We start from the raw sequence: 25816 nt of genomic DNA, 5'->3' as shown, positions 1-25816 counted from the left end.
CTGCTTTGCAGCCCATCGCCGGCAAGGCCGGCTCCCACAGGGAACTGTGAACGCTGACCCTGTGGGAGCTGGCTTGCCAGCGATGCAAGGCAAAGCCTTGCTGCTTTTGATTACACCCTGAACCGCGCCACCAGCGCTGTCAGCTGCCCGGCCAGCCCCGCCAGCGCCTGGCTGGCTTCGCGGGTTTCCTGCGCCCCGGCCGCCGAGCGGGTCGACAGGTCGCGAATGTTCAGCAGGTTGCGATCCACTTCCCGCGCCACCTGCGCCTGTTCCTCGGCAGCGCTGGCAATCACCAGGTTGCGCTCGTTGATCTCGCCAATGGCGCTGTAGATCCCCTCCAGCACCTGTCCCGAGGCCTGGGTGATGCCCAGGGTTGATTGCGCCCGCTGGGTGCTGGCATGCATCGAGGCCACCGCCGCTTCGGTGCCGTGCTGCACGCGGCCGATCATCTGCTCGATTTCCTGGGTCGATTGCTGAGTGCGGTAGGCGAGGGTGCGTACCTCGTCGGCGACCACGGCAAAGCCGCGCCCGGCTTCACCGGCACGGGCCGCCTCGATGGCGGCATTGAGCGCCAGCAGGTTGGTTTGCTCGGACACCGAGCGGATCACCTCCAGTACCTGGCCGATATCGCGAATCTGCCCGGCCAGTTCATTCGAGGCGCTGGCGGCCTGGGAGGTGGACACGGCATTGCGCGCTACTTCTTCCACCGCGGTGGTCATTTCGGTGACGGCGGTGGCAGCCTGTTCCAGCTCCTGGTCCTGCTGGCGCAGGCTGTGCGAGCTCTGTTCGGTGATGCCGTTGAGCGCACCGGCAGCTTCGGCCAGTTGCGTGGCGCAACTGCTGATCTGCCCCAGGGTGTCGCGCTGGCTGTGCTGCATGCGCTGCAGTTCGCTGAACAACTGGCCGATCTCGTTGCTGCTGTGCACCGCCACCGGCACGCTCAAGTCGCCGCCGGCAATACGCTGAAAGTGCTGGCCGGCCTGTTGCAGCGGGCGCAGTACGCGTTGGGCGATAAAGCTCCAGCACAACGCCCCGAGCAGCAAGGTCAGCAGCCCCAGCGCCACGCTCAGCACCTGGGCGCTGCTCAGGCGTCGATCGGATTCGAGCATGATCTGCTGGCTGCGCTCGCTCAACGCCGCCACCAGTTGCTGGCGCAGCGCCTGCAAGCGGCCCATGGCGTTACCAGCGTCGGTGTTGACCCTGAAGTAATGCTGCAGGTCTTTGTTGCCGGTCGCTTCACGCTGGCCGGCCACGGCCTTGGCGTAGTCGCCGAAGGTGGTTTGCAGCTCGACGGCGAGGCCTTTAAAGGTGGGCTCCTGGGCATTGCTGACCAGCTCGCTGATCAGTTGCGCGCTGTTGCCCAGCAGTTCTTGCGAGAGCTTCAAGCGTTTGTTGGCGCTGTCGCTGTGGCCGCCGCTCTGTTCGATAAAGCCCGAAGAGACATTGGCGCTGGCGCGGATCGCCATCAGCAAGGCGTTGTTCAGGCGATCCGACTGGTGCGCGGTCTGGTCCAGTTCGCTGATCTGCTGGTCGCTGCCCACCGCCGCGCGCCAGGCGCTGACGGTGGAAAACAGCAAGGTCAGGCTGAACAGCGACAGCACCCAGAACATACCGGTGCGGATTTTCAGGTCGGCGAACATGCGGGCAGTACTCCTTGAGTTGTTATCAGCACCACGCTTTGCCGCGGCAACGGCGGTGGGTGGTCTGCTATCGGAGTCGCCGGCGGCGGACTTGAGGGCGCTTAGCCTGCTTGTGTTCGATTACCGCACGCTGTTTGCCTCAGCGCCCCTCATGTTGGCGCCGATAGGCCCCCGGCTGCACGCCGACGGCCTTGCTGAAGGCGCGGGTAAACGCGGCAATCGACTGATACCCCACCGCTGCGCACACCTGCTCGACGGTGTTGTTGGCCTTGAGCAACTGGCAGGCATGGCGCATGCGCAGGGCCAGCAATACCTGCCCCGGCGATTGCCCGGCCAGTTCGCTGAAACGCTTGAAAAACGCCGAGCGCGACAGCCCGGTGCAGGCCGCCATGCTTTCCAGCGACCAAGGCTGCTCGGGGTGTTCGATCAACTGCTCGAGCAGGCTGGCAAAGTTGCCGTGGCGGGCCAGGGCGACCAGGCCGCGGATGCCCTGGTCGTCACTGACCCGCTGGCGCAGCACGTACAAGAACAGCAAGTGGCTCAAGCGTTCGAGCAAGGCCGAGGAGGGCGCAGGCAGGCGTTGGCACTCGGCCAGGATCAGCTCGAACAGCGCCCGCGCCGCGCTTAGCGCCGGGTCGCCGGCGCGCAGGATGATCCAGTCGTCCAAGCCATCGATGATCAGCGACGACAAGCCCGGCTGAAAATGAAAGAAGCCGCACACCAGGCCCACGCCATCGGCGGCTGTACTGTCCAGCGGCTGCATGACCTGGCGCGGTTGCTGCTGGGCCAGCTCGCACTCCTCGGCGTTGGACAGCCGATAGTTGAAGTCGCGCAGCAGGAACACCGCATCGCCCGCTTGCAGGCGAATGGCCTCGGCCTGGCCATCGATATGCAGCCAGCAGTGGCCCTGGACGATCAGGTGGAAACTGGCCCGCGCCAGGCCGTGGGTGCTGGCGTGCCAGCCACCGCAGTAACGCCCGACATGGAATAGGCTGGCGTCTAGCTCAAGGCTTTCTAATAACCAATCGACTACTGGGCTGGATGAAATCATCTAATGAAAAGACTCAGGAGCAAGTAATAGCGACTGCAGAATATGGCAGGTAATTCTTATAACCAACAGACTTGTGGCACACCCTCAGTCAGCAGGAGTCCACTCCATGTCGCGCGTCACTGTCCATACTCTGCAAAGCGCCCCAGAGGCTGCACGCCCTTACCTGGAAAACGCCCAGAAGGCTTCGGGCTTCATCCCCAACCTGCTCGGCGTGCTGGCCAGCGCCCCGGCGGCGCTGGAAACCTACGTCACCGTCTCGGCACTCAACGGCAAGGCCGAGCTGAGCCTGGCCGAGCGTGAAGTGGTGCAACTGGTGGCCGCCACCAATCATGGCTGCGACTTCTGCGTGGCCGGCCACACCGCCGTGGCACTGAACAAGGCCAAGCTGGCGCAGGAGGTGGTCGACGCCCTGCGCGCCAAGGGCGAGCTGCCAGAAGAGAAGCTCGAAGCCCTGGCGGCGTTCACCCGCGAAGTGATCGCCACCCGCGGCAATGTCAGCGAAGCCGGCTACGGTGCGTTTCGCGAAGCCGGCTACAGCGAAGGCAATGCCCTGGAGGTGATCCTCGGTGTCAGTCTGGCAACCCTGTGCAACTTTGCTAATGTGTTCGCCCAGACGCCGCTCAATGACGAGCTGAGCAAGTACCGCTGGCAGCCCTCGGCATAACGACCCTCGGCGCCAGCGCAGGCTGGCGCATTGTTAAAGGAGTAAACCCTATGCTCGATCCCGCATTGGTCGCGTGGCTGGACGCCCAGGCTGAAGCTCTCGACCAGGGCCACGGCGACCCGCAGGCGGTGCTGGGGCAACTGGCGGCGGCGCAGGTGCTGCGCGTCGGTATTGACCAGAACCTGGGCGGCAGTGGCGGCACGGTCGCCGACGCGGTCGAGACGCTGGCCACGGTCGCCAGCCATTCCCTGGCGGCAGCCTTCGTGTTCTGGGGCCAGCGCGCCTTTATCGAATACCTGCTGCACAGCCCCAACGCCGGGCTGCGTGAACGCCTGCTGCCTGAGCTGCTTAGCGGCCAACTGGCTGGCGCCACCGGCCTGTCCAACGCCATGAAGTACCTCTCGGGTATCGAAGCGCTGCAGGTCAAGGGCCTGCGCGACGACCAGGGCTGGACCCTGGCCGGGCGCCTGCACTGGGTCACCAACCTGCGCAAGGGCGGTTTCGTGGTGGCGGCGGCGATTGAAGAAGAGGGCGCCTCGCCGTTTGTGCTGGCGATTCCCGATCACGCTACCGGGCTGAGCCGCTCTGACGACCTTGAGTTAATGGGCCTGCAGTCGAGCAACACCGCAGCCTTGAGTTTCGAACAGGTGTCGATCAGCCGTGACTGGCTGCTGCACGACAACGCCAAGCAGTTTCTGCCTGCCGTGCGCCCGTCGTTCCTGGGCCTGCAATGCGGCATGGCCATCGGCCTGGCGCGGCGCTCATTGAGCGAGGTGGAGGGGCACCTTCAGGGCATGCGCTCGTTCCTTGGCGAGGCGCTGCAGGTGCTGCGCGAGCGCCTGGAAAACACCGTGGCCGAACTGAAAAAGGGCTTGCTCGACGGCCGTTTCCTGAGCCAGCCGGCGGCCTTGTTCAAGCTGCGCATCACCCTTGCCGAAACGGCTGCCGATGCCGTGCAGCTTGAGTTGCAAGCCAGTGGCGGCAAGGCTTACCTGACCGCCTACGGCGCAGGTTTTGCCCGGCGCTGGCGCGAGTCGGCGTTCGTGCCGATCGTCACCCCAAGCCTGGTGCAACTGCGCGCCGAGCTGCAGCGCCAGGCGTCGTCAGCATGACCGAAGTGTTGCTCGACGCCCGAGGCATCAGCCTCGGCTACCCGCGTGAACAAGGCTGGCAAAGCGTGCTGGAAAATTTCGACCTGCAACTGGCGCCGGGCGAGGTGATCACCATCCTCGGCCCCAGTGGCGTTGGCAAATCCAGCCTGTTGCGGGTGCTGGCCGGTTTGCAGCAGGCCCGCGCCGGCAGCGTCAGCCTGCTCGGCGAGCCGTTGCAGGGCCCGCACCCGCGCCTGGCGGTGGCCTTCCAGGACCCCAGCCTGCTGCCCTGGCTGAGCCTGGAAAGCAACGTTGCCTTCGGCCTGGACTTCGCCCGCCAGCCCAAGCTCGCTGCCAGTGAGCGACGGGCGCGCATCGACCATGCCATCGAGGCGGTCGGCCTGCAGCATGCACGCGAGCAGTACCCGGCGCAGCTCTCCGGCGGTATGGCCCAGCGCACCGCGCTGGCCCGCTGCCTGGCGCGCCAGCCACAAGTGCTGTTGCTCGATGAACCCTTCGGTGCGCTGGATGAAGTCACCCGCGCCGACATGCAGCAACTGCTGCTGCAACTGATTGCCCGGCACAACACCGCGGCCATCCTTATTACCCACGATATCGACGAAGCCCTGCTGCTGTCCGATCGCGTGCTGCTACTGGGCAACCACCCGGCGCGCACCCTCGGCCAATGGCTCATCGACCTGCCGCAACCCCGCGAGCAGCGGGTCGAGGAACTGGGCGCGCTGCGCATCGACATACTCAAAACCCTTCGGCGGGCCAGCCGCACACCCGAACCTTCTTCTGAACCTATGCCGCTGCCGTCGGAGACTGCCCATGTGCCTGGACGACTTCACCCACACTCGTCGTGACTTCATCAAACTCAGCGCCTTGCTCACCGCCGGCGGCGCCATGCCGCTGCTCGGCAGCCTGCAGGCCCGCGCCGCGAGCGACCCGGACGCCCCGGTACGTATCGGCTACCTGCCGATCACCGACGCCACGCCGTTGCTGGTGGCGCACAACAATGGCCTGTTCGAAGCCGAAGGCATCAAGGCCGAGCGGCCGGTGCTGCTACGCAGTTGGGCACAGGTGATCGAGGCGTTCATCTCCGGGCAGGTCAATGTCATTCACCTGCTGTCGCCGATGACCGTCTGGGCCCGTTATGCCAGCAAGGTGCCGGCCAAAGTGGTGGCCTGGAACCACGTTGGCGGCTCGGGCCTGACCGTCGCCCCGGGCATCACCGAGGTCAAGCAACTGGGCGGGCAGACCGTGGCCATTCCGTTCTGGTATTCAATCCATAACGTGGTGGTGCAGCAGCTGTTTCGCGACCATGGCCTGACCCCGGTGTCCAGGGCCGCCACAGCCCAGCTGGCCGCCAACGAGGTCAACCTGGTGGTGTTGCCGCCGTCAGACATGCCGCCGGCCCTGGCCAGCAAGCGCATCGCCGGCTACATCGTCGCCGAGCCGTTCAACGCCCTGGCCGAAGACCTCAAGGTTGGCCGCGTGCAACGCTTTACCGGCGACATCTGGCGTAACCATGCCTGTTGCGTGGTGTTCATGCACGAGCACGACCTGAACAACCGCCCCGAGTGGTCGCAGAAGGTGGTCAACGCCATCGTCAAGGCCCAGCTGTGGACCCGCGAGCACCGCGCCGAAGCCGCCGCGCTGCTGTCCAAGAGCGGGCCGAACAAATACACCCCGCACACCCCGCAGGTGCTCAGCCAGGTGCTGGCGCCGGCGGCCGCGGCCCGCGACGCCTACATCGCCAATGGCGCGATCCAGCATGCGCAGTGGGACGAAAAGCGCATCGATTTTCAGCCTTATCCGTTCCCCAGCTACACCGAAGAACTGGTGCGTCGCCTGCAGAACACCCTGATCGAGGGCGACAAGGGTTTCCTTGCCGGCCTCGACCCGCAGCAGACTGCCCGCGACCTGGTCGACGACCGCTTCGTGCGCAACAGCATCGCCGCCGTTGGCGGGCTCAAGGCCTTCGGTTTGCCCGAGAGCTTCGAGCGTAGCGAGGAGTTTTCGATCTGATGGGCAAGCATGCAATCCATGGCGCCCTGGGCGTCGCCGGCCTGCTCGGCTTGTTGTTGCTGTGGTGGTTGGGCGTGCATGCGTTCGGCCAGGCCGATGGCCTGTCGGCGCGTTTTTCGCCGCAGGCGACCCTCAGCAGCCTGATCGAGCTGCTGGGCCAGGGCGAGGTCTACGAGCACATCTGGGTCAGCCTCAAGCGTATCCTTGTCGGCTTGCTGCTGGCCTTGCTGATCGGCGTGCCGCTGGGCTTGCTGGTGGGCAGCTACCGTCACCTGGAGGCGGCGACTACCCCGGCGTTCCAGTTCTTGCGGATGATCTCGCCGCTGTCGTGGATGCCGGTGGTGGTGATGCTGATGGGGGTGGGCGACCAGCCGATCTACTTCCTCCTGGCCTTCGCCGCGCTGTGGCCGATCCTGCTCAACACCGCTGCGGGGGTGCGTCAGCTCGACCCGCGCTGGCTGCAGTTGAGCCGCAGCCTCAGCGCCACACGCTGGGAGACCCTGTGCAAGGTGATCATCCCCGGCGTGCTCGGCCATGTACTGACCGGCGTGCGCCTGGCCATCGGCATCCTGTGGATCGTGCTGGTGCCGTGCGAGATGCTCGGAGTCAGTGCCGGGCTGGGCTACTTCATCCTCGATACCCGTGACCGGCTGGCGTATTCGGAGCTGATGGCGATGGTGCTGCTGATCGGTGTGCTGGGCTTTATGCTCGATGCCATTGCCCGTGGCCTGCATCGGCGATGGGTGCATGCTTGATCGTGGGCAAGTTGCAGTGCTTTAGCGATTGATTTGCAAATTGCCTGTGGCCGTCTAGATTCTCATTCGGACCACGTTCAGTTTTTCAATGAAGCAATTGACCTTCGCCGACGTCAGGTGCGCAAGCCAGTGGATAACTCAAGGTCGCCTTACTGCCGCTGTTTGGAAATGCGTGCCGTAGATCGAACTTATCCTGCTGACAGCGTCGTCGGAGAATGTCATGAGCCTCAGATTATTCAATGCAATCGTATTCCAGATCCCGATAGTGGCAATCGCTTTAGCACTATTGGCAGGGTGTGCCGAGCACCCACCAACGCCTGTTGCCCAGCCCCCTGAAAAGTCGCTCGCAACCTTGGTACAGATCAAGCGAATAGACAATTACTGCCTAGCGGTGGGGACGCGCGGTTCAGAGGCGCCCTATTATTTCCGTGTTGTTGAGCTGGCCATGTGCAATGACCGGGACCCCGCACAGCAATGGCAATACAACGAAGACAAGGAACTGCTTTCCGAGATCACCGACCCGAATGGCGAGCGATTGATGCTGTACGGGATGGATATAGTCGGTGGCAGATCGTCCGTTTCGGCGCGTTCACGACCTTCGACAATGAGGCCCCAGTACCGCTGGGAGCATGACGCCCAGCGAAACAGACTGACGACGCAAAACCCTAGCCACGCAGGGCTTGCGTTGACCGTGTTTGGCGCGGGTGGCGCTTGGCTGGACCCTTGGGTCAGTGGCCGTGTGACGCAGAACTTTACGATTGCACCGATTCAACAGCCCGTCGCTCCGTGGGTGCAAATCAAACAGAGTAATGGCCACTGCCTGGCCGTAGGGGAGCTTGATGCTTCGCAATCGCTCGCGACTCGCCGTGTCGGCCTGGTTACTTGCAACGCTACCGATCCAGCGCAGCAATGGCGCCACACTGCAGATAACGAAATGATTTCCGCAGTGGCCGACAGCAAGGGCGGGGCATTGCTGCTGGAGGGGGAAAATATAGAGGTTGGCCGAGCCGCTGTTTGGGCCCGCCCGCGCACTTCAAAGGCACAGGCCTTCCAACATTGGACGTACAACAGTCGGCGAAAGGGCCTCTTTCCTCAGGGCCCGGGCGCGGCTGATAAAGCCTTGACCGCTTTTCTCGACGACCTGGGAATGTCCTGGCTGGACCGCTGGAACGGCACGCCAATGCAACAGTTCACGCTTGATCCCGTCAGCCCCTGACAGGTCAGCACGCTACCCCCATCAACTTGCCGCCTGGGTGCGGCAAGTTGATGATCGGGTTCTTGGGATGCTTTGGCTTCAGTTCAATGGGCAACACGATGCACTCATAAGCGCCGTCGGCCATAAACCCGCGCCGCAACACTGGCAAGCGCTGCACACAACATCAGGCTAACCCCCAATGCCTGCCACTCACTCGCCAGGCTCAAGCCCGCGCCAATCAACGCGTAATACAACAACCCGAACAACGCCCCCGCCGTCCCCCGGCAATCGCCATACTCGATCAGCGCCGAACCCAGCAGCAGCGCAATCGCCATGGCGAAGGCGCCGAGCATGAAGGCCATGGCCACCGCGATCAGCCAGTGCTCGCCCAGCAGCAGGATCGCCAGCGCCGCCAGCAGGTTCACCGCGCATGCCAGGTTGAGCAGGGTTGCCTGGCTGACACCCCGTGCCAGCAATCGCGCATTGAGGCGCGCGCCGAGCAGCGAGCCCAGCGCCAGCAGTACGCCGCTGTAGCCAAACAGGCTGTGCAACTGCAAACGCTGGAAAATGAACGGTGCCAGGCTGTACCAACTGAACACGCCGATGTTGAACAACGCCACCAGCAGCGTCGCCAGCAGCACCCGGCGATCACCGAGCATGCGCCGCAAGGTGCCGATCACACTGGCGTGGTGGGGCGTTTGCGGGCGGGTTTCCGGCATCAGTTGCCAACTCCACAGCCATAACGCCAGGGCCATCAGCAACTGCGCGGCGAGCACGCCACGGTAACCCAAGGCCTGGGTCAGCAGCGAGCCGCTGAGTACGCCAATCGCCGGGCTGATGGCCAGGAACATGCCGATCAGGGAAAACACCCGCGCCAGTTGCGCACCGCTATATGCATCGCGTAGCGCGGTTTGCGTCACCACCGAACCGACCGCTGCGGCGAACGCGGCGACGATGCGCGCGCCAAGCAGGCCGGCGAAAGTGGTGACCAACAGGGCCGCCAGCGAAGCAAGGCCGTACAGCAGCAAGCCTGTGAGCAACGCCGGGCGCCGGCCCCAGAGGTCGCACAGGCGGCCCCAGACCAGCACGCCGACGGCAAAGGCGGCGAAATACAGCGACAGGGTTTGCCCCGCCTGTGCAGGCGTTACCCCAAAGCCCTGGCCGATATCCACCAGGGCGGGGCTGTAGAGGGTTTCGCCGATCTGCGGGAACATCAGCAGGGCCGTGGCCAGGGGCAACCAGGTGCGTTGGGTCATGAGCAGGGTCCCGTGGGTAAAAGGGCGCTCATGGTAGGCGGCGGGCGATGGGTGTATTGTCGCGGTCTGGTCTAGAAATAGTGAAAATCGGACAACCTGCATGGCCTGGCTGGAACCTACCGCCCTCTTCAACCCCGAGCACGTCGATGCGCCCATCGTCGGCATCTGCTCGGCCCTGGGCGAGCACGATTCCGGCGTCCATCAGCACCGTATGGGACAGGTGCTGTTCACCCGCCAGGGCTGTGTGCGCATCGATGCCCAGGCGCCGGACCTGCTCTGCCTGCTGCCGCCGACCCGCGCGGCCTGGATTCCCGCCGGCGTAGCCCATCGGGCGCGAATGCGGGCGACCGTGGACTATCGCTCGGTGTACCTGGACACCCGCCACTGGCCGCGTTTGTCGGATGAAGTGGTGATCCTCGACGTCAACCCGCTGCTGCGCGAGCTGCTCGAACGCATCGCCCAGGCGCCGTTCGAAACCGACTGGAGCCAAGGCGCCGCCGCGCACCTGGCCGGCCTGTGCATCGCCGAACTGCAGGCTGCCGGGCAGCAGCCGATGCGCTTGCCGCTGCCCAGGGACCGGCGCCTGGCACGCCTGGTCGAGAACCTTGAGCAGTTGCCGCCGCCGCTGCAAGAGCTGGCCCGCACGGTGGGCGCCAGCGAGAAAACCATCGGTCGCTTGATTCGCCGCGACACTGGCATGTCCTACCAGCAATGGCGCCAGCAGTGGCGGCTGGTGCGGGCGGTGGAGCAGTTGGCGATCCATCAGCCGCTGACCCAGGTGGCGCTGGAGCTGGGCTTTGCCAGCGACAGTGCGTTTATCGCCTTCTTCAAAAGCATGACCGGCAGCACGCCGCGGGCGTATTGCCGCTGAGCAGAAGAGCAGCCCAGGCTCAATCTTGCAGGTCGTCCTCGCTCATCCACTCCACGGCATCGGCCAGTGCCACCTCGGCCACCCACTCACTGAAACTGCGGGTCACCTGTTCATAGCTCAGGCGCGAGCGTAGCTCCAGCTTGTCGGCGAACGACAGGTGCGCGGTGATTACCTTGTCTTCGATCACCCCGTCGCGTACCACGAAGAAGGCAAAGTCTTCGCGGTCCTGGCGGCGGGCGAACAGGTAGACCTCGAAGTCCGCACCGGTCTCCTTGGCGAAGGCCCGGGCGGCGAAGGCGTTTTTGTTCAGGTCCGGGCCTTGTTGCAGTGACGCCGGGGTATCGCAGAAATACCACGGCTCCCAATCGGTCAGGCCTTTGTGAATGAACCAGCGGTAGGCAAGCGGGTAGGGCATGGGGTTGGTCCGTCAATGAATGCAGGCGCGGCGGTACTCGCCCGGCGTTACGCCATAGGCTTGCTTGAACTGCCGGTTCAAATGGCTCTGGTCGGAAAAGCCCAGGGCGAAGGCGACGTTGAACGGCAGGCAGTCGTTTTTCAGCAGTTCGCGGGCGCGGCTCAGACGCCGTTGCTTGAGCCAGGCATGGGGCGGCAGGCCGGTGGCCTGGCGGAACACCCGGGCAAAGTGGAAGGGCGAGAGGTTGACTGCCGTGGCCAGTTCTTCCAGCGATGGCGGGTAGGCCAGGCGGCTGTCCATCAGTTCCTTGGCCCGGGCCACGGCGCAGGGTTCGTTGCCGGGCGCGGACGCGGTGCCGGCACGGGCATGGCGTTGCACCAGCAACAGCACCGCTTCGCGCCAGGCGGTTTGTTGTTCCAGGGCACTGGCGCCGTGTTCGGCCGAGCAGTGCAGCCAGCTGAAGGCCTTGGCCAGTTGCGGGTCGTGCAGCACGCTGGCGTCAAAGCGCGGCAGGCCGTCGCGCTTGAGCTCCAGCTCGTCGAGCACGCCGGTGATGCGCTCGCTGTCGGGGTAAAAACCGCGATAGCGCCAGCCATCTTCGCTGGCCTTGGCACCGGTGTGCAGCTCGTCGGGGTTGATCAGCACCATGCTGCCCACCGGCGCCAGGTGTTCGCTGCCGCGGTGCCAGAAACGCTGGGCACCGGACTCGATGATGGTGATCACGTAGCCTTCGTGCACATGGGGAGCGAAGCGCTGCTGAAAATAACGCGCGTGCAGCATCTCGGTATCACCGAGCGCCGAGGCTTGCCAGAAGCGGGTCTGTTCCTTGTGTGCAGGGTTCATGGGCTGCCGTTCAACCACCAACGAAAGACAAAAAAGAAGGCCATGCTCAGCAGCATGCTGATCAAGGTGCTGCGGGTCAACAGCACCAGCACCACCGCCACTACCGAACCGACCAGGTAAGGGTTGCTCAGGCTCAGGTCGAGCTGGTGCCCGGGCAAGAACACAATCGGCCCGCAAATGGCGGTGAGCATGCCCGGCACGGCAAAGCCGAGGAACTGCCGGGCGTTGGAGCTCAGGCGCAGGGGCAGGCGCGGCTCGAGAAAGGCATAGCGGTTGAGGAACACCAGCAGGCCCATGCCGATAATCAGGGCGAAGATCATGCGCGTGCTCCACTGAATTTCTGGCAGACAAAGCCGGCGCTCATGCCCAGCAACCCGGCGGCCACCAGGCCGATGTCCCAGTGCCAGGCGCTGAACAGCACCGAGCAGAACAGCGACACCGCCACGCACACCACGGTGGGCAGGTTGCGCACCAGCGGCGCGATCAGGGCGACGAAGGTGGCGACGATGGAAAAATCCAGGCCTAGCTGGTCGAGGTGCGGAATGTTCTGGCCGAGGATGATCCCGGCCAGGGTGAACAGGTTCCAGGCAATGTAGAACGTCAGGCCGACCCCCAGGGCATACCAGCGATTGAACTGCTGTTGGTCGTACTGGCTGGTGAGGGCGAAGAACTCGTCAGTGAGCAAAAAGCCCAGGCCCAGCCGCCAGCGGGTCGGCAGGCCCGACAGCACCGGGCGCATCGACAGCCCGTAGAGTAGATGCTGGGAAGTCAGCAACAGGGTGGTCAGCAGGATCGAGAACAGGTTGGCGCCGCCCTTGAGCATGCCGATTGCCACCAGTTGCGCGGCACCGGCAAAGACGATCGCCGACAGGCCCTGGCCTTCCCAGGGGCTGAGGTTGGCTTCGATGGCCATGGAACCGGCCAGCAGCCCCCAGGGAGCGACGGCGAGGGACAACGGCAGGATGGCGATGGCGCCACGGATGAAGGCCTGGCGGGCGAACGGCGGACTGGACATGGACGGCAGCAACAACCAATGAACAAGGTTGTACAGCATGCCAGAGGCGGGCGCCGCTGACTTGAACGATCTTGCTGTCAGCGGCGCGGCAGAGGGCTTGGCGCTCAGTAGTGGTTGCTGGCCAGGCGGCGCTGCGCGGCGATGCAGCCATTGATGTCCACCGCTTTTTGCCAGTAGGCCTTGCTCTGCGCCGGGTCGGTGCTGGCCAGCAGGCGGTAGACCTCGGCCTGGTAGTCGCGCTGGCGGCCCCACTGCATGGCCAGGCCCTGCGGTTGCTCGCGATGGCACAACAGGCGCACGGCCGGTTGCGGGTAGTAGGGGGCGTACAGGCTGGCCAGGTTCGGCACGCTTTCGAGCGCGTTGCGGTATTCGCTACGGCTGTAGTTGGGGCACCAGTTCTCGATGCCCAGGGCCGCCGGGGCAAAGCCCTGGCCCATGCTGGCTTCGAGCAGCGGGCAGGCGGCAGCGGAAATCTGTGCTGCCGGCAGGTAGGTGATGTAGTAGAGCGCCAGGCGATACTGGGCAGCCGGGTGGTCAAGCTCCACGGCTTTTTTCAACAGGCTCACCGCAGGCGCCAGGGTGCGGCCCAGGGCCTGGCCTTGCTGGGCAAGATCCTGGTCGGTGGTGCTGGTCTTGAGCGTGAAGCTGGCGCTCTGGTTGTCGGCCTGTTCCAGCAAACTCACGGCCTGGCGGTACAGCAGGTCGGCATGCGGGTCGATCTGTACGCCGGCAGCCAGTACCGAAGTCGGCAGCACGACGGCGAGCAGGCCGTGCAAAAGGGGCGAGCGGATCAAGGAAGTGCCTCTGGAATTCGGGACCGGGCGGGTATGCATGTTGGCTTGGAGACGACTGCGCTGTTCAGGGTTCAATCCGACTGTCCATAGTGTGGCTGGCCTGGGTGATAGCGCGCCATTCTAACCGCTCCGGGCCCGCGCCCGAAAGCGTAGCCCGTCAGGGCAACAGTTGCCGGATGTTGTAGGCCAGCCCGACGGCGGCGATGGCCAGCAGTACCACGGCGCTGATGGCGCTGATCAGGCGCCGGTCGAGGCGCTCGGCCAGGCGGCCGATGACCAGGATGTACAGGCCCAGAATGCCCAGGTCGAGCACCAGCCAGACCAGCGCCAACAGCATCAGGCTGTGGCTGAACTGCTCGGTGACCTGAATGAACTGCGGGAAGAAGGCGACGAAAAACAGGATGTCCTTGGGGTTCGACAGGCCAATGGCAAACCCCTGCCATAGCCCGCCCTGGCGCACCGCATGCGGCGCTGCGGCGTGCGCGGGCCGGCGCAGTTCGGCCAGCGCGCCGAGGCCCAGAAAGCCGATGAACAGGCAGCCAAACACGCTCAAGGCGCTAAGCAGCAGCGGGTTGATCGCGGCGCTGCTGAAGATCAGCAGCGCCGCCAGGGCGATCAGCACCAGTGACGCGCCGTTGGTGCCCAGGGCGGTCAGCAGTGCCTGTTTGCGCCCGGCGCGAGCGGTGGTGTTGACCACCAGCGCCACCACCGGGCCGGGGCTGGCGATCAGCAGCACAACGGTCAGGGCGTAGGTAGCAAGCAGGGCACTGTTCACGGGCGGGTCTCGAGGGCGTTTGGCGGGAGCGCAATTCTCGGCAGGCCCGGTCCGGTTGTAAAACGCCTGTTACTGTGGCCTTCTATTAGTTTGACTCATGCTAGAGGCGGCCATGACCGAACGCATTCCCGCATTGCAGGCGCTCAGAGCGTTCGAGGTGGCCGCGCGCTACGGTTCGTTCACCCGCGCTGGCGAAGAACTGGCCCTGACCCAGGGCGCCATCAGCCATCACATCAAAACCCTCGAAGGCCTGTTCGACTGCGCCCTGTTCGAGCGTCGCGGGCCGAAAGTGGTGCTGACCGAAGCGGGGCGGCTGCTGGCCCAGGAGCTGAAAGTCGGCTTCAAGATCATCGAAAACGCCTGCGGCCTGCTCAGACAGGACCGCCAGCAACTGCGCCTGAAGGCGCCCTCGACCCTGACCGTGCGCTGGTTGCTTGGCCAGTTGGCGCTGTTCAAGCACTGTGAGGAACACGCTCAGGTGCAACTGAGCAGCGTGTGGATGGACATCGATACGGTGGATTTTTACAGCGAGCCCTACGACTGCGCGATCCTGTTGAGCGACGGACATTTCGGCGCCGGCATCGCCAGCCTCAAGCTGTTTGACGAATGGCTGGTACCGGTGTGCCAGCCCGGTTACCCGGCAGACCTGGCCCATTGCGAGCTGCTGCACCCATCTCCCGACCGGCGCGACTGGCGGCGCTGGTTGCAGCGCACCGGGGCTGCAGCCATCAGCCTTGAGCGCGGCCAGCTGTTCGACACCCTTGACCAGGGCATCTCGGCGGCTCAGCAAGGCCTGGGTGTGGCCGTGGTCGACCTATTGCTGGCCAGCGCCGAGCTCGCCGCCGGGCGCCTGGTCACGCCGTTTGCGCAGGCGGTGGCCACCGGTGAGGGCTATTACCTGGCCTGGCTGCAGGCCAGCCCCAAGGCCCGCCAGGTGCAACAACTGGGGGCGTTCCTGGTGCAGCAGGTGCCACAATTGCCTGCCCAGGGCTTTGATTATTTATATGACTAATACTGCGGCGCGCCAGCATCGGGCAGCAGCCGCGTGCTCATGAAGTCGATGAACACCCGCAGCCGTGGCGGCACTTGCCGCCCCGAGGGCCACAGCAGGTAGAAGCTGCCGCGGCGCTCCATGTAGTCATCGAGCACGGTCACCAGGTCGCCGCGCTGCAACTGCTGGCGCACGGTGAAGTCGGGAATGCAGGTGATGCCGCGATCGCACATGGCAAAGCAGATGCGCGTGTCGACGTGGTTGCAGACCATCGACACCGGGATCTCATAGGCGTGGCCGGCGGGCTCCTGACGCAGCGGCCACTGTTCGAGCTTGCCGGTGCTCGGGAAGCGGTAGTGCAGGCAGGTGTGGCGGGCCAGCTCGGCGGGGTGCGCGGGGCTGCCATTGCGCGCCAGGTACGCCGGCGAGGCCACCAGTACATGGTGAAAATGGCCAAGAAAGCGCGCGCTCAGGCGTGAGTCGCTGGGCGTGCCGCCGCGCATTACCACGTCAAAACCTTCGCCGATGATATCGACCATGCGGTCGTCGAAATCCAGGTCCAGCTCGATCTCCGGATACTGCGCCATGAACTCGCTCAAGGCCGGCATCACCAGCGCAGTGACTTGCGGCAGGCTGATGCGCAAACGCCCGCGCGGCACTTCACTGGCCTGGGACAGCTCAAGCTCGGTGGCCTCGATCTCGGCAAGGATGCGCCGGCTGCGCTCCAGAAACTGACTGCCCTCGGCGGTGAGGGTGATGCTGCGCGTGCTGCGGTGAAACAGGCGTACGCCCAGGCGACGCTCCAGGCGCGCCACGCGCTTGCCAATGGCCGAGGCGCTGACCCCCAGCGACTGCGCAGCGCCGACAAAACTGCCGGTTTCTGCCACCCGCACGAACACCACGAAACCGCTGAGGCTATCCATCTGCATTTCCCGATTGCGGACACCTGTGTCCGTTATGAGCGGAATTGTACCCGGCTTTTTCCGCAGTGCCTGCAGGCTTAAGGTTCGCCCATCTTTCCTACAGGAGTTTCACCATGACCCACATCAGCTGCAGCGCCGATGGGCCGGCCGCACTGGAGCAGCCCTTGCCGGTCAGCGGCCTGCTGGCCCTGGCCATGACCGGCTTTATCGCCATCCTCAGCGAAACCTTGCCGGCCGGCCTGCTTGGGCAGATCTCCAGCGGCATGCAGGTCAGTGAGGCGATGGCCGGGCAGATGGTCAGCGTCTATGCCCTGGGCTCGCTTTTGACCGCCATCCCGCTGGTGACCCTGACCCAGGGTTGGCGCCGGCGGCCGGTGCTGTTGCTGGCGATTATCGGCTTCTTGCTGTTCAACACGGTGACGGCGTTGTCGAGCTCGTACTGGCTGACCCTGGTCGCGCGCTTCATGACCGGTGTTGCCGCGGGCCTGGCCTGGGGCGTGATTGCCGGGCATGCACGGCGCATGGTCAGCCCCGAGCAGCAAGGCCGGGCCATGGCGGTGGCGATGATTGGTGCGCCAGTGGCCTTGTCGCTGGGGGTGCCGGCCGGCACCTGGCTGGGCGAGTTGCTGGGCTGGCGCATGACCTTTGCCCTGGTGTCCGGCGCGACCCTGGTGCTGGTGGCCTGGGTGCTGTGCAAGGTGCCGGATTTCGACGGCCATGCCCCCGGCCAACGCCCCGGTATCGCTCAGGTGCTGCGCACACCCGGGGTGCTGGCGGTGCTGCTGGTGATCCTCACCTGGGTGCTGGCGCACAACGTGCTGTACACCTACATCGTGCCGTACCTGGCCTCGGTGGGCCTGGCGGCGAGCACCGGCATGGTCCTGCTGACCTTCGGCATTGCCGCCCTGGCCGGCATCGGCGTGGTCGGTGCGCTGATCGACAAGCACCTGCGCAACATGGTCCTGCTGAGTTTGTTCGGTTTTGCCGTGGTGGCGCTGGTGCTTGGTTTTGTCAGCCAGTCGGCGCCGCTGGTGTATGTCAGTGTCGCGCTCTGGGGCCTGACCTACGGCGGCGCGCCAACCCTGCTGCAAACCGCCAGCGCCGATGCCGCCGGGGAGGGCGCCGATGTCGCCCAGTCGATGATTGTCACGGTATGGAACTCGGCCATTGCCGCCGGTGGCCTGCTTGGCGGTGTGTTGCTCAGCCAGTGGGGCGTGGCCAGTTTCCCCTGGGTGTTGCTGGCGCTGATCGCCCTGGCCCTGCTGATTGCCGGTCGCGCCCATGGCCACGGTTTCGCCCCGGGCGCACGGGTGCCGAGCTAAGTTCGCCAGGCCGCCGCGCAGACGGGTAGAATCGCCACATACACAGGTGTTTTCGAGGTTGCAGCGGTGGAGTTACAGCAGGGCTTTGTCCTGACCCGGCATTGGCGCGATACCCCGGCCGGTACTGTTGTCGAGTTCTGGCTGGCCACCGACCAGGGCCCACGGCGCTTGCGCCTGCCGCTGCAGACTTCAGTGGCGTTCATCCCCGCCGAGCAGCGGCGCCAGGCCGAAGCGGTGTTGCGCGGCGAGCGCGAGGTCGAGTTGCGCGAGCTGGCCCTGCGCGATTTTGAACAACGGCCGGTGCTGGGCTTGTACTGCCGTCAGCACCGCCAGTTGATCCAGCTGGAAAAGCGCCTGCGCGCCGCCGGCGTGCAAATCTACGAAGCCGATGTGCGCCCGCCGGAGCGCTACCTGATGGAGCGCTTCATCACCGCGCCGGTCAGCTTCAGCGGCACGGCGGATGCCAGCGGCGTGTTGATCGACGCCCAGCTCAAGCCCGCCGCCGATTACCGCCCCACGCTCAAACTGGTGTCGCTGGACATCGAAACCACCGAACGCGGCGAGCTGTATTCGATTGCCCTCGAAGGCTGTGGCCAGCGCCAGGTGTACATGCTCGGCCCGGCCAATGGCGACGCCGCAGGCGTGGATTTCGACCTCGAATACTGCGACAACCGCGCTCAATTGCTCGAACGCCTCAACGACTGGCTGGCCGTGCACGACCCCGATGCGATCATCGGCTGGAACCTGGTGCAGTTTGACCTGCGCGTACTGCAGCAGCACGCCACCCAGCTCAAGGTGCCGCTGCGCCTGGGCCGTGGCGGTGAGGCAATGGACTGGCGCGAGCACGGCAGCCGCGCGCATTTTTTTGCCGGGGCGGCCGGGCGGCTGATCATCGACGGTATCGAAGGGCTGCGTTCGGCGACCTGGAGCTTCCCCTCGTTCAGCCTGGAGAACGTCGCCCAGACCCTGCTCGGCGAAGGCAAGGCGATCGACACCCCGTACCAGCGCATGGATGAAATCAACCGCATGTTCGCCGAGGACAAGCCGGCCCTGGCCCGCTACAACCTCAAGGACTGCGAGCTGGTGACGCGGATCTTCGCCAGGACCGAACTGCTGACCTTCCTCCTCGAACGGGCCACGGTCACCGGTTTGCCGGCTGATCGCAGCGGCGGTTCGGTGGCGGCGTTCTGTCATTTGTATATGCCCTTGATGCACCGCCAGGGCTTCGTCGCGCCCAACCAGGGCGAGCGCCCGGAGGAGGCCAGCCCGGGCGGTTTTGTCATGGATTCGCGACCGGGCTTGTACGAGTCGGTGCTGGTGCTCGACTACAAGAGCCTGTATCCGTCGATCATCCGCACGTTTCTGATTGACCCGCTGGGGCTGGTTGAAGGCTTGCGCGAGCCGGGCGATGAGACCTCGGTGCCAGGCTTTCGCGGGGCGCGTTTTTCCCGCAGCCGGCATTGCCTGCCGGCGATTGTCGAGCGGGTCTGGCAGGGCCGCGAGACAGCCAAGCGCGAGCACAATGCGCCGCTGTCCCAGGCGCTGAAGATCATCATGAACGCCTTCTACGGCGTACTCGGTTCCAGCGGTTGCCGCTTCTTCGACCCGCGCCTGGCTTCATCGATCACAATGCGCGGCCACGAGATCATGCGCCGTACCCGCGAGTTGATCGAAGCCAAGGGTTATACGGTGATTTATGGCGACACCGACTCGACCTTCGTCTGGCTCAAGCGTGCCCATGACGAGGCGGACGCGGCGCAGATCGGCCGCGAGCTGGTGCAGCAGGTCAACCAGTGGTGGCGTGAGCACCTGCGCGACAGCTATGGTCTGGACAGTGCCCTGGAACTGCAGTACGAAACCCACTACAAGCGCTTTTTGATGCCGACCATTCGCGGCGCCGAGGAAGGCAGCAAAAAACGCTATGCCGGCCTGGTGCAACGCGGCCAGGGCACTGAAGAGATGATCTACAAGGGCCTGGAAAGCGTGCGCACCGACTGGTCGCCGCTGGCCCGGCAGTTTCAGCAGGAGCTGTACGAGCGCATCTTCAAGCGCCAGCCTTACCAGCAGTACCTGCGTGAGTATGTGCGCAAGACGTTGGCCGGTGAGCAGGATGAACTGTTGATCTACCGCAAGCGCCTGCGCCGCCCGCTGGCTGACTACCAGCGCAACGTACCGCCGCATGTGCGGGCGGCGCGCATGGCCGATGACTTCAATGACCGTCAAGGCCGGCCGCGGCAGTACCAGAACGGCGGCTGGATCAGCTACGTGATAACCGTGGCGGGGCCGGAGCCGCTGGAGACGCGGCATTCGGCGATCGATTACGACCACTACCTGACCCGGCAATTGCAGCCGGTGGCGGATGCGATCCTGCCGTTCGTGGAGGATGACTTCACGGCGCTGATCGATCGGCAGATGGGCTTGTTCTAGCCGGACCTGCACGCACCGACCCTGTGGAAGCTGGCTTGCCAGCGATGGCTGCGTAGCAGCCGCTATTGAGTCCACACCACCCGCAGCAAGGCCACCATCAACCACGCCGTCGCCGCCAGGGCGGTGATGGTGCGCACATGGTTCCAGCGGTTCCACACCCGTGCATAGGTTGGCCAGGCACTGGCCGCTTCGCTGCTGGCCGGGTCCAGGCGCGCCAGGCTCTGGTTACGCGGCACGTTGAACAGCAGGGTTACCAGTACGTTGCCGAGCAGGTACAGGCCGCTGCCGATGCCGATGCACAAGCTGCCGGGCAGTGGCCAGCGCAGCCAGGCCCAGGTCAGCAGGATCGCGCAGGTGACGGCGGTGCCGAGAAACAACGACAGGAACAGGCGGTTGAGCACCACCTGGTTGATCGACTGCATGGCGGTGACCGCGCTCTGCGCCGGGATGCGCTCCAGGGCCTGCATGACAAAGTTTGAGAAGGCGAAGAACAACCCGCCCATCAACCCACAGCCCAACGCGGTAACAAGGATCAGCAGCAACAGCAGGGTATCGGCAATGCTCATGGTTCAGGCCTTTTTCCAGGGTGGTCGACGGGCATGGCAGGCGGCCTTCAGCTATCCTCAGAATCGGATGACAGACCTTTCGGTATGCATCCAAGGTCGCACTTGGTAATCGGAAGTTACCTTTGCTTTGCCCACTCATCTGGCCCTGTAGTTTAGGCTCGCAACCCGGATCTTTCGTCGCGACTTGTAGTCTTTGATGCATGGAAATTGAAAGGAGATGCGCATGCTTGTCCGGTCACTGACCCTCGCCACCCTGCTGGCCTTCGTTGCCGGCCCCGCCCTCGCTGCCGATAGCGATGACCCTCTGGCCCAGGATCTGTACAAGGCCCGCCCCTTGATTGTCCTTGCCCCCAGTACTGCCGACCCGACCTTGCGTAAGTTGGTAGAGGCCCTCAAAGACCCGGCCACCAAGGCTGCCTTTGAGGAGCGAAAACTGGTGTTGTATAGCGTCGCCAGCATGGTCGGCAAACGCGATGACAAGTTTCTGGAGCAGCAGGAGACCATGGCCCTGATCCGCAAGTTCAAGTTCAGCGCCCGGGATACCATGGTCACCCCGGTGGTACTGGTAGGCAAGGACGGCGAACTGCACCGGCTCGAACACACCGGCACCCTCGAACCCAAGGCAATTTTCGATGCGGTCGACCAGTTGCCGGCGGCCGAAAAGGCCATCGTGCCGCCGACCGTTGCCGACCTGAAGAACGAGCCCGAAAAGGGCAAGAAAGACGCCAAGCCCGGCAAGCATGACAAACCGGCCAAACCGGCAAAACCTCCAAAGCCCTTGCCACCGCCCAAGCCGCTGGAGGACTGAGGCGCGGCGATCGCCGGGATCCTGCTCCAGGCTAACTGCCGGTCTTGACCTTGCTCCATACCCGGGTGCGGATGCGTTCGTACTTGAGTGGCAGCGGCTCCAGGGCGAACAGGGTGTCGAGCACCGCCTGGGGCGGGTACACCGAGGGGTTGTCGCGGATTTTTGCGTCTACCAGCGGCGCGGCATCCTTGTTGGCGTTGGGGTAGCCGAGGTAGTTGGTCGAGGCAGCGATCACCTCGGGGCGCAGCATGTAGTCGATGAAGGCCAGGCCTTGCTGCGGGTTGGGCGCGTCCTTGAGCAGGACCATGCTTTCGAGCCAGAACGGTGCGCCTTCGTGCGGAATGCTGTAGCGGATGTCGCGGCCATTGTTGGCGTTGTTGGCGGCAAGCTTGGCATCGAACACCCCGCCAGACCAGCCGAGCACCACGCAGACATTGCCGTTGGCCAGGTCGGAGATGAACCGCGAGGAGTCGAAGTAGGCGATGTGCGGGCGCACCTTGAGCAGCAGCGCCTCGGCCTTGCGGTAGTCCTCAGGGTTCTTGCTGTTGTAGGGCAGGCCCAGGTAGTGCAGGGCGATGGGGATGATCTCGCCGGGTGCATCGAGCATGGCCACGCCGCAGTCGGCCAGCTTGGCGAGGTTTTCTTCCTTGAAGATCAGGTCCCAGGAGTTGAGCGGTGCATCCTTGCCCAGGCGCGCCTTGACCTTGTCGACGTCATAGCCCAGGCCCGTGGTGCCCCATAAGTAGGGGGCGGCGAAGCGGTTGCCGGGGTCGTTGCCCTGCAGTTTGGCGAGGATCTGCGGGTCCAGGTGCGCCAGGTTGGGCAACTGGCTGCGGTCGAGCTCGGCCAGCACCCCGGCCTTGATCAGGTTGGGCAGCAGGTCGGCGCTGGCAAACACCACGTCATAGCCGCTGCGCCCGGCCATCAGCTTGCTCTGCATGACATCGCTGTTGTCGAACACGTCATACACCGGGGCGATGCCCGAGGCCTGCTGGAACTCCTTGGTGGTGTTCGGCGCGATGTAGTCATACCAGTTATAGATGTGCACGCTGGGCGCGGCGGCCTGGGCAGTTGCCAGGTTGAGCAACGCGGCCAGGGCCAGGGGCAGGCGACGGATCGACTTCATGAAGGGCACTCCGGATTCTTGTTATAGGGGTAGCGCTCAGGGGATCAGCAGTTCGCGGCGGCCATCGGCGTGTTCAAGGCGCTGGCCAGGCAGGTGCAGGCGCCGGTCGGCCAGGTAGTCGTAGTCGCGGCGAGCCAGTTCGAGTTGCCCAAGGTCCAGTTCGATGAGCTGCCGGCAAGGCTCGCGCCCGGCCTCGAACAGCAGGCGCCCGTGCGGGTCGACCACGGCGCTGCCACCGGCAAACACCAGGTTGTCATCGCCTGCACCGACGCGGTTGACCATCAGGGCGAAGGCCTGGTTTTCCTGGGCGCGGGCCATGATCGCGGTGCGGTGCACCGGGCCGTAGGGGTCCATGTTGCCGTTGCTGACCACGATCAGCTCGGCGCCCAGTTGCGCCAGGGCGCGGCTGCTTTCCGGCAGCTCGATGTCGTAGCAGATCAGCAGGCCGATACGCAGGCCTTTGAAGGTGGTGGTGGCGTAGCGATCACCGGGGGTGAACAGGCCGCGCTCCGAGGGCCACAGGTGGGTTTTGCGATAGCGCAGGGCGATGCCTTCCGGGGTCAGCAGCAGCGAGGTGTTGTAGAAGCGGCCATCGGCCTTTTCGGCCAGGCCGATCACCGCCGCCACGTCACGTTTGCGCAGCGCCTGCAGCACCGCCTGGACGCTGGGGCCGTCCACCGTTTCGGCAACCTTTGGCAGCTGTTCGGCGCTGGCAAAACCCATCAGCTGGGTTTCCGGGAACACCAGCAGGTCGGTGTCGGCCGCACAACTGGCGATCGCTTCAAGGGTGCGTTGCAGGTTGTAGGCGGTATCGCCGTCGCGGCCGGCGAGTTGTATCAGTTCGATCTTCATCGGGGTTCCTTGCGGGGGGCTGGAACCGAGTATGCGGCGCGACGGCGTAGGCGTTAATTACGTTGATGGAGTAACCCTGAATGGGTAATGGCGCTCAGATCTCGCGTTCGACAAAGGCAAAGTCATCGGCGATCAGCTGCTGCAGGTACTGATCGAAACTGTCGGCGATCACTTCATAGCTGTCCGGGTCGTGCAGGTAGCGCACCACCTGGCCGACAGTGCCACCGGCGGCGGGGTTGAAGTCGATGTACAGCTTCGAGCTGCCGCCGTTGTTCATGCAATGGGAGAAACACAGGCGCTGGTTCATGGCCAGGTCGCTGTCGATGCCCGCGCCGACGGTTTCCGGGTATTCCTCCAGGTACTCGCCGTACATGCCGCGAATGCTGTCGGTGTAGCTCCGGGCGTCTTCGAGGATCTGCTCGCTGGCGCTGAGGTAATAGGGGTATTCGAACACGTCCGAACCGAGCACCAGGACGATGACCGTGCCGCCCGGGTAATCACGAAAATGAGTGCCGTCGATCTGCCCGAGCAATCGCAGCAGGCTGTCGGGGCACAGCGGGTAGTGGGCGCTGAGTTTTTGCAGGTCTGCGGCCGAAGCGCCGTGGGCGAGGTTCAATTGTTCAAGCTCTTCGCTTGGCAGCGCCTGGCGCAGGCCGCTGAGGTAGGTTTCGACGAGTGACATGGGGCGGTTCCTTCCTGAAAGCGCAGAGGTGTGTGGCAGGCTGACTGAAATTCACCGGGATTGCCAGTGCTATGGGCGCGGCGGTGCGACGACTCGACTTGGCCCGTGATCAGCCTGACGCCGCGCTTCCACCGGCGTCCTACATTCGCATAGAATGATAGAAATTCTCATTTACTTTTTCGAGTCATCATGAGCGATTCCAACCCCGCCCTGCGCCAGCAGGTCAGCCACCTGTACCAGGCTCATCACCGCTGGCTGACCGGCTGGCTGCGCCCGCGAGTGGCGTGCCATGACCTGGCCGCCGACCTGATGCAGGACGTGTTTGTCCGCGTGCTCAGCGCCGACGATGCCGTCGACCGCCTGCGCGCCGTACGCGAACCGCGGGGCTACCTGGCGACCATCGCCCGGCGCTTGATGATCGACCATTTTCGCCGTGCGCGGCTCGAACGCGCCTGGCTGCAGGCGCTGGCCGAGCAACCTGAAGCCCTGGATATTTCCGCTGAAGCGCGGGCGATCCTGCTGGAAACCCTGTGCGAGCTGGATGCCATGCTCGCCGGCCTCGGCGCCCGGGTGCGCAAGGCTTTTCTGCTCTCGCAACTGGACGGCATGACCTACAAGGCCATCGCCGAAACCCTCGGCATCTCGGTGGTCACGGTCAATCGTGACATCGCCAAGGCCCTGCACCATTGCACGCTGTATAGCCTGCAACACGAGGCTGACTGATGGCCGCCCTCGATTCGCGCCAGCTCGCTGCCCTTGAGCAGGCCGCCGCATGGCGTGCACGCCTCGGTGACGAAAGCGCCGGCAGCGCCGAGCACGCCGCCTGGCACGCCTGGCTGCAGGCCGACGAGCAGCACCGCTGGGCCTGGCAGCAGGTCGAGCGGGTGCAGCAACGCCTGCAGCAAATGCCCACGCGCCTGGCCGGGCGCACCCTGGAACTGGCCGGCCAGCAACCGGCGCTGGGCCGTCGGGGTGTGCTCAAGGGGCTGGTGTTGGCGGCGGGAGCCGGTGCTGTGGGGTGGGGCGGTTACCAGCAGGCGCGCCAGGGCCCCTGGTTCGCTGATTATCACACCCGCACCGGCGAACGCCTGAACCTGACCCTGGACGACGGCAGCCAGGTGCAGCTCAACACCTCCAGCGCCCTGGATGTGCGCTTCGACCCTCAACAGCGCCTGCTGGTGCTGCGCGATGGCGAGGTGCTGATCACCACCGCCAAGGACCCGGCCAACCGGCCCTTCCTGGTACAAACCCGCCACGGCACCGTGCAGGCATTGGGCACGCGCTTTTCGCTGCTGGCCGGCGAAAACACCACACGCCTGGCAGTGTTCGAAAGCCGCGTACAGGTGCTGGCGGGCGAGCAGGGCGGCGGTGCGCTGCTGGAGGCGGGCGAGCAATGCCGCTTCGCCAACCCGGCGCTGGTGCTCAGTTCGCCACTGGAGGGCAACCTGGATGCCTGGAGCAAGGGCCTGCTGATCGCCAACGAGCAGTACCTGGGGGCCTTTATCGCTGACCTGGCGCGCTACCGCCGCGGCTGGTTGCGTTGCGCGCCGCAAGTGGTGGGGCTGCGCATCAGCGGCACCTTCAGGCTCGACGACCAGGCACAGATCTTCCGCGCCCTTGAAAGCACGTTGCCGGTGCGGGTCAGCCAGCGCACGCCGTATTGGGTGACGGTAGAGGCACGCAAATAAAAGTATTTTTCATGCAAATGATATTAATTCGTCTT

At 64.7% G+C, this 25816-nt stretch carries 27 protein-coding genes; 13 read left to right on the top strand and 14 right to left on the bottom strand.

The genetic code is table 11. The annotated features are described in order from the left end of the window. Positions 1–110: 110 nt before the first annotated feature. Both ACIOVF_RS02050 and ACIOVF_RS02045 read right to left on the bottom strand, forming a co-directional pair. Positions 111–1640 (bottom strand): methyl-accepting chemotaxis protein, encoded by a 1530-nt coding sequence (locus ACIOVF_RS02050; RefSeq protein ID WP_401287079.1) that lies wholly within the window; start codon positions 1638–1640, stop codon positions 111–113. 139 nt (positions 1641–1779) lie between these two features. Continuing rightward, the gene (locus tag ACIOVF_RS02045; RefSeq protein ID WP_045194135.1) at positions 1780–2691 is read right to left on the bottom strand and encodes an AraC family transcriptional regulator; all 912 of its coding nucleotides are present in this window, start codon (positions 2689–2691) and stop codon (positions 1780–1782) included. Positions 2692–2797: 106 nt separating this feature from the next. Here ACIOVF_RS02045 and ACIOVF_RS02040 point away from each other — a divergent pair, with 106 nt between their 5' ends. From ACIOVF_RS02040 to ACIOVF_RS02015, 6 genes are all read left to right on the top strand, one after another. Beyond that, positions 2798–3355 (top strand): carboxymuconolactone decarboxylase family protein, encoded by a 558-nt coding sequence (locus ACIOVF_RS02040; protein ID WP_045194134.1) that lies wholly within the window; start codon positions 2798–2800, stop codon positions 3353–3355. A 50-nt stretch (positions 3356–3405) separates the two neighbouring features. Then, entirely contained in the window at positions 3406–4467 is a 1062-nt protein-coding gene (locus tag ACIOVF_RS02035) for an acyl-CoA dehydrogenase family protein (protein WP_045194133.1), read from the top strand. Then, positions 4464–5312 (top strand): ABC transporter ATP-binding protein, encoded by an 849-nt coding sequence (locus ACIOVF_RS02030; RefSeq protein ID WP_045194132.1) that lies wholly within the window; start codon positions 4464–4466, stop codon positions 5310–5312. The genes ACIOVF_RS02035 and ACIOVF_RS02030 overlap by 4 nt, the downstream gene beginning before the upstream one ends. Beyond that, the gene (locus ACIOVF_RS02025) at positions 5278–6477 is read left to right on the top strand and encodes an ABC transporter substrate-binding protein (protein WP_401287073.1); all 1200 of its coding nucleotides are present in this window, start codon (positions 5278–5280) and stop codon (positions 6475–6477) included. Before ACIOVF_RS02030 ends, ACIOVF_RS02025 begins: the two co-directional genes overlap by 35 nt. After that, complete coding sequence (locus tag ACIOVF_RS02020) at positions 6477–7232, top strand: ABC transporter permease (protein ID WP_045194130.1); 756 nt, start codon at positions 6477–6479, stop codon at positions 7230–7232. The genes ACIOVF_RS02025 and ACIOVF_RS02020 overlap by 1 nt, the downstream gene beginning before the upstream one ends. A gap of 220 nt (positions 7233–7452) precedes the next feature. Then, entirely contained in the window at positions 7453–8448 is a 996-nt protein-coding gene (locus tag ACIOVF_RS02015; protein ID WP_045194129.1) for a hypothetical protein, read from the top strand. A 104-nt stretch (positions 8449–8552) separates the two neighbouring features. Here the strand turns inward: ACIOVF_RS02015 and ACIOVF_RS02010 are convergent, their stop codons facing one another. Then, positions 8553–9683 carry a Bcr/CflA family efflux MFS transporter gene (locus ACIOVF_RS02010; protein ID WP_401287069.1) on the bottom strand — a complete coding sequence of 377 codons (1131 nt, stop codon included), beginning with the start codon at positions 9681–9683 and terminating at the stop codon, positions 8553–8555. Positions 9684–9783: 100 nt separating this feature from the next. On the opposite strand from ACIOVF_RS02010, the gene ACIOVF_RS02005 reads away from it, so the two are divergent. Further along, positions 9784–10554, top strand: a complete 771-nt coding sequence (locus tag ACIOVF_RS02005) for an AraC family transcriptional regulator (RefSeq protein ID WP_401287066.1) — start codon at positions 9784–9786, stop codon at positions 10552–10554. A gap of 19 nt (positions 10555–10573) precedes the next feature. Here the strand turns inward: ACIOVF_RS02005 and ACIOVF_RS02000 are convergent, their stop codons facing one another. From ACIOVF_RS02000 to ACIOVF_RS01975, 6 genes are all read right to left on the bottom strand, one after another. Then, positions 10574–10969: a hypothetical protein gene (locus ACIOVF_RS02000; protein WP_401287063.1), complete on the bottom strand. Its 396-nt coding sequence runs from the start codon at positions 10967–10969 to the stop codon at positions 10574–10576. Between the two features lie 12 nt (positions 10970–10981). Then, on the bottom strand, positions 10982–11812 hold the full coding sequence (locus ACIOVF_RS01995; protein WP_401287061.1) for an AraC family ligand binding domain-containing protein: 831 nt from the start codon (positions 11810–11812) through the stop codon (positions 10982–10984). Beyond that, on the bottom strand, positions 11809–12132 hold the full coding sequence (locus ACIOVF_RS01990) for an AzlD domain-containing protein (RefSeq protein WP_093381490.1): 324 nt from the start codon (positions 12130–12132) through the stop codon (positions 11809–11811). The genes ACIOVF_RS01995 and ACIOVF_RS01990 overlap by 4 nt, the downstream gene beginning before the upstream one ends. Continuing rightward, positions 12129–12827: an AzlC family ABC transporter permease gene (locus ACIOVF_RS01985; RefSeq protein WP_045195646.1), complete on the bottom strand. Its 699-nt coding sequence runs from the start codon at positions 12825–12827 to the stop codon at positions 12129–12131. The genes ACIOVF_RS01990 and ACIOVF_RS01985 overlap by 4 nt, the downstream gene beginning before the upstream one ends. A gap of 104 nt (positions 12828–12931) precedes the next feature. Then, positions 12932–13660 carry a sel1 repeat family protein gene (locus tag ACIOVF_RS01980; RefSeq protein WP_401287578.1) on the bottom strand — a complete coding sequence of 243 codons (729 nt, stop codon included), beginning with the start codon at positions 13658–13660 and terminating at the stop codon, positions 12932–12934. Between the two features lie 118 nt (positions 13661–13778). After that, positions 13779–14396, bottom strand: a complete 618-nt coding sequence (locus ACIOVF_RS01975; RefSeq protein ID WP_045194123.1) for a LysE family translocator — start codon at positions 14394–14396, stop codon at positions 13779–13781. Positions 14397–14508: 112 nt separating this feature from the next. Between ACIOVF_RS01975 and ACIOVF_RS01970 the strand changes: the two genes are divergently transcribed. Continuing rightward, on the top strand, positions 14509–15408 hold the full coding sequence (locus ACIOVF_RS01970) for a LysR substrate-binding domain-containing protein (protein WP_401287056.1): 900 nt from the start codon (positions 14509–14511) through the stop codon (positions 15406–15408). Here the strand turns inward: ACIOVF_RS01970 and ACIOVF_RS01965 are convergent. Further along, positions 15405–16310: a LysR family transcriptional regulator gene (locus ACIOVF_RS01965; RefSeq protein WP_401287053.1), complete on the bottom strand. Its 906-nt coding sequence runs from the start codon at positions 16308–16310 to the stop codon at positions 15405–15407. The genes ACIOVF_RS01970 and ACIOVF_RS01965 overlap by 4 nt on opposite strands. A 113-nt stretch (positions 16311–16423) precedes the next feature. On the opposite strand from ACIOVF_RS01965, the gene ACIOVF_RS01960 reads away from it, so the two are divergent. Both ACIOVF_RS01960 and ACIOVF_RS01955 read left to right on the top strand, forming a co-directional pair. Continuing rightward, positions 16424–17632, top strand: a complete 1209-nt coding sequence (locus ACIOVF_RS01960; RefSeq protein WP_401287051.1) for an MFS transporter — start codon at positions 16424–16426, stop codon at positions 17630–17632. Between the two features lie 66 nt (positions 17633–17698). Further along, positions 17699–20059, top strand: a complete 2361-nt coding sequence (locus ACIOVF_RS01955) for a DNA polymerase II (RefSeq protein WP_401287048.1) — start codon at positions 17699–17701, stop codon at positions 20057–20059. A gap of 62 nt (positions 20060–20121) precedes the next feature. On the opposite strand, the gene ACIOVF_RS01950 is transcribed toward ACIOVF_RS01955, so the two are convergent. After that, the gene (locus ACIOVF_RS01950; protein WP_045194118.1) at positions 20122–20625 is read right to left on the bottom strand and encodes a DUF1772 domain-containing protein; all 504 of its coding nucleotides are present in this window, start codon (positions 20623–20625) and stop codon (positions 20122–20124) included. 223 nt (positions 20626–20848) lie between these two features. Between ACIOVF_RS01950 and ACIOVF_RS01945 the strand changes: the two genes are divergently transcribed. Continuing rightward, positions 20849–21433, top strand: a complete 585-nt coding sequence (locus ACIOVF_RS01945; protein ID WP_045194117.1) for a DUF4174 domain-containing protein — start codon at positions 20849–20851, stop codon at positions 21431–21433. Positions 21434–21464: 31 nt separating this feature from the next. Here the strand turns inward: ACIOVF_RS01945 and ACIOVF_RS01940 are convergent, their stop codons facing one another. From ACIOVF_RS01940 to ACIOVF_RS01930, 3 genes are all read right to left on the bottom strand, one after another. After that, complete coding sequence (locus tag ACIOVF_RS01940; RefSeq protein WP_401287044.1) at positions 21465–22559, bottom strand: polyamine ABC transporter substrate-binding protein; 1095 nt, start codon at positions 22557–22559, stop codon at positions 21465–21467. A gap of 36 nt (positions 22560–22595) precedes the next feature. After that, positions 22596–23411 (bottom strand): carbon-nitrogen hydrolase family protein, encoded by an 816-nt coding sequence (locus tag ACIOVF_RS01935; RefSeq protein WP_401287041.1) that lies wholly within the window; start codon positions 23409–23411, stop codon positions 22596–22598. Between the two features lie 94 nt (positions 23412–23505). After that, positions 23506–24093, bottom strand: a complete 588-nt coding sequence (locus ACIOVF_RS01930) for an SMI1/KNR4 family protein (RefSeq protein ID WP_401287038.1) — start codon at positions 24091–24093, stop codon at positions 23506–23508. A gap of 189 nt (positions 24094–24282) precedes the next feature. Here ACIOVF_RS01930 and ACIOVF_RS01925 point away from each other — a divergent pair, with 189 nt between their 5' ends. Next, positions 24283–24816, top strand: coding sequence for a sigma-70 family RNA polymerase sigma factor (locus ACIOVF_RS01925; protein WP_093381507.1), 534 nt, complete (start codon positions 24283–24285; stop codon positions 24814–24816). Further along, on the top strand, positions 24816–25781 hold the full coding sequence (locus tag ACIOVF_RS01920; protein ID WP_401287035.1) for a FecR domain-containing protein: 966 nt from the start codon (positions 24816–24818) through the stop codon (positions 25779–25781). The genes ACIOVF_RS01925 and ACIOVF_RS01920 overlap by 1 nt, the downstream gene beginning before the upstream one ends. Positions 25782–25816 lie beyond the last annotated feature (35 nt).

This window comes from Pseudomonas sp. NPDC087612, from assembly GCF_044743505.1.
In the GTDB taxonomy this organism is placed as follows: domain Bacteria; phylum Pseudomonadota; class Gammaproteobacteria; order Pseudomonadales; family Pseudomonadaceae; genus Aquipseudomonas.
Note: the sequence above shows the minus strand (reverse complement) of the source record. Positions and strands in the feature narration are given on the sequence as shown.

Excerpts from the sequence above, each read along its gene's own strand:
- ACIOVF_RS02015 (WP_045194129.1), top strand. The coding sequence starts at position 7,453 with ATGAGCCTCAGATTATTCAATGCAATCGTATTCCAGATCCCGATAGTG.
- ACIOVF_RS01960 (WP_401287051.1), top strand. The coding sequence starts at position 16,424 with ATGACCCACATCAGCTGCAGCGCCGATGGGCCGGCCGCACTGGAGCAG.
- ACIOVF_RS02010 (WP_401287069.1), bottom strand. The coding sequence starts at position 9,683 with ATGACCCAACGCACCTGGTTGCCCCTGGCCACGGCCCTGCTGATGTTC.
- ACIOVF_RS01935 (WP_401287041.1), bottom strand. The coding sequence starts at position 23,411 with ATGAAGATCGAACTGATACAACTCGCCGGCCGCGACGGCGATACCGCC.
- ACIOVF_RS02035 (WP_045194133.1), top strand. The coding sequence starts at position 3,406 with ATGCTCGATCCCGCATTGGTCGCGTGGCTGGACGCCCAGGCTGAAGCT.
- ACIOVF_RS01950 (WP_045194118.1), bottom strand. The coding sequence starts at position 20,625 with ATGAGCATTGCCGATACCCTGCTGTTGCTGCTGATCCTTGTTACCGCG.
- ACIOVF_RS01945 (WP_045194117.1), top strand. The coding sequence starts at position 20,849 with ATGCTTGTCCGGTCACTGACCCTCGCCACCCTGCTGGCCTTCGTTGCC.
- ACIOVF_RS02030 (WP_045194132.1), top strand. The coding sequence starts at position 4,464 with ATGACCGAAGTGTTGCTCGACGCCCGAGGCATCAGCCTCGGCTACCCG.
- ACIOVF_RS01920 (WP_401287035.1), top strand. The coding sequence starts at position 24,816 with ATGGCCGCCCTCGATTCGCGCCAGCTCGCTGCCCTTGAGCAGGCCGCC.
- ACIOVF_RS02040 (WP_045194134.1), top strand. The coding sequence starts at position 2,798 with ATGTCGCGCGTCACTGTCCATACTCTGCAAAGCGCCCCAGAGGCTGCA.
- ACIOVF_RS02025 (WP_401287073.1), top strand. The coding sequence starts at position 5,278 with ATGTGCCTGGACGACTTCACCCACACTCGTCGTGACTTCATCAAACTC.
- ACIOVF_RS01995 (WP_401287061.1), bottom strand. The coding sequence starts at position 11,812 with ATGAACCCTGCACACAAGGAACAGACCCGCTTCTGGCAAGCCTCGGCG.
- ACIOVF_RS02050 (WP_401287079.1), bottom strand. The coding sequence starts at position 1,640 with ATGTTCGCCGACCTGAAAATCCGCACCGGTATGTTCTGGGTGCTGTCG.
- ACIOVF_RS01965 (WP_401287053.1), bottom strand. The coding sequence starts at position 16,310 with ATGGATAGCCTCAGCGGTTTCGTGGTGTTCGTGCGGGTGGCAGAAACC.
- ACIOVF_RS01930 (WP_401287038.1), bottom strand. The coding sequence starts at position 24,093 with ATGTCACTCGTCGAAACCTACCTCAGCGGCCTGCGCCAGGCGCTGCCA.
- ACIOVF_RS02020 (WP_045194130.1), top strand. The coding sequence starts at position 6,477 with ATGGGCAAGCATGCAATCCATGGCGCCCTGGGCGTCGCCGGCCTGCTC.
- ACIOVF_RS01985 (WP_045195646.1), bottom strand. The coding sequence starts at position 12,827 with ATGTCCAGTCCGCCGTTCGCCCGCCAGGCCTTCATCCGTGGCGCCATC.
- ACIOVF_RS01990 (WP_093381490.1), bottom strand. The coding sequence starts at position 12,132 with ATGATCTTCGCCCTGATTATCGGCATGGGCCTGCTGGTGTTCCTCAAC.
- ACIOVF_RS01940 (WP_401287044.1), bottom strand. The coding sequence starts at position 22,559 with ATGAAGTCGATCCGTCGCCTGCCCCTGGCCCTGGCCGCGTTGCTCAAC.
- ACIOVF_RS02005 (WP_401287066.1), top strand. The coding sequence starts at position 9,784 with ATGGCCTGGCTGGAACCTACCGCCCTCTTCAACCCCGAGCACGTCGAT.
- ACIOVF_RS02045 (WP_045194135.1), bottom strand. The coding sequence starts at position 2,691 with ATGATTTCATCCAGCCCAGTAGTCGATTGGTTATTAGAAAGCCTTGAG.
- ACIOVF_RS01970 (WP_401287056.1), top strand. The coding sequence starts at position 14,509 with ATGACCGAACGCATTCCCGCATTGCAGGCGCTCAGAGCGTTCGAGGTG.
- ACIOVF_RS01925 (WP_093381507.1), top strand. The coding sequence starts at position 24,283 with ATGAGCGATTCCAACCCCGCCCTGCGCCAGCAGGTCAGCCACCTGTAC.
- ACIOVF_RS02000 (WP_401287063.1), bottom strand. The coding sequence starts at position 10,969 with ATGCCCTACCCGCTTGCCTACCGCTGGTTCATTCACAAAGGCCTGACC.
- ACIOVF_RS01980 (WP_401287578.1), bottom strand. The coding sequence starts at position 13,660 with ATGCATACCCGCCCGGTCCCGAATTCCAGAGGCACTTCCTTGATCCGC.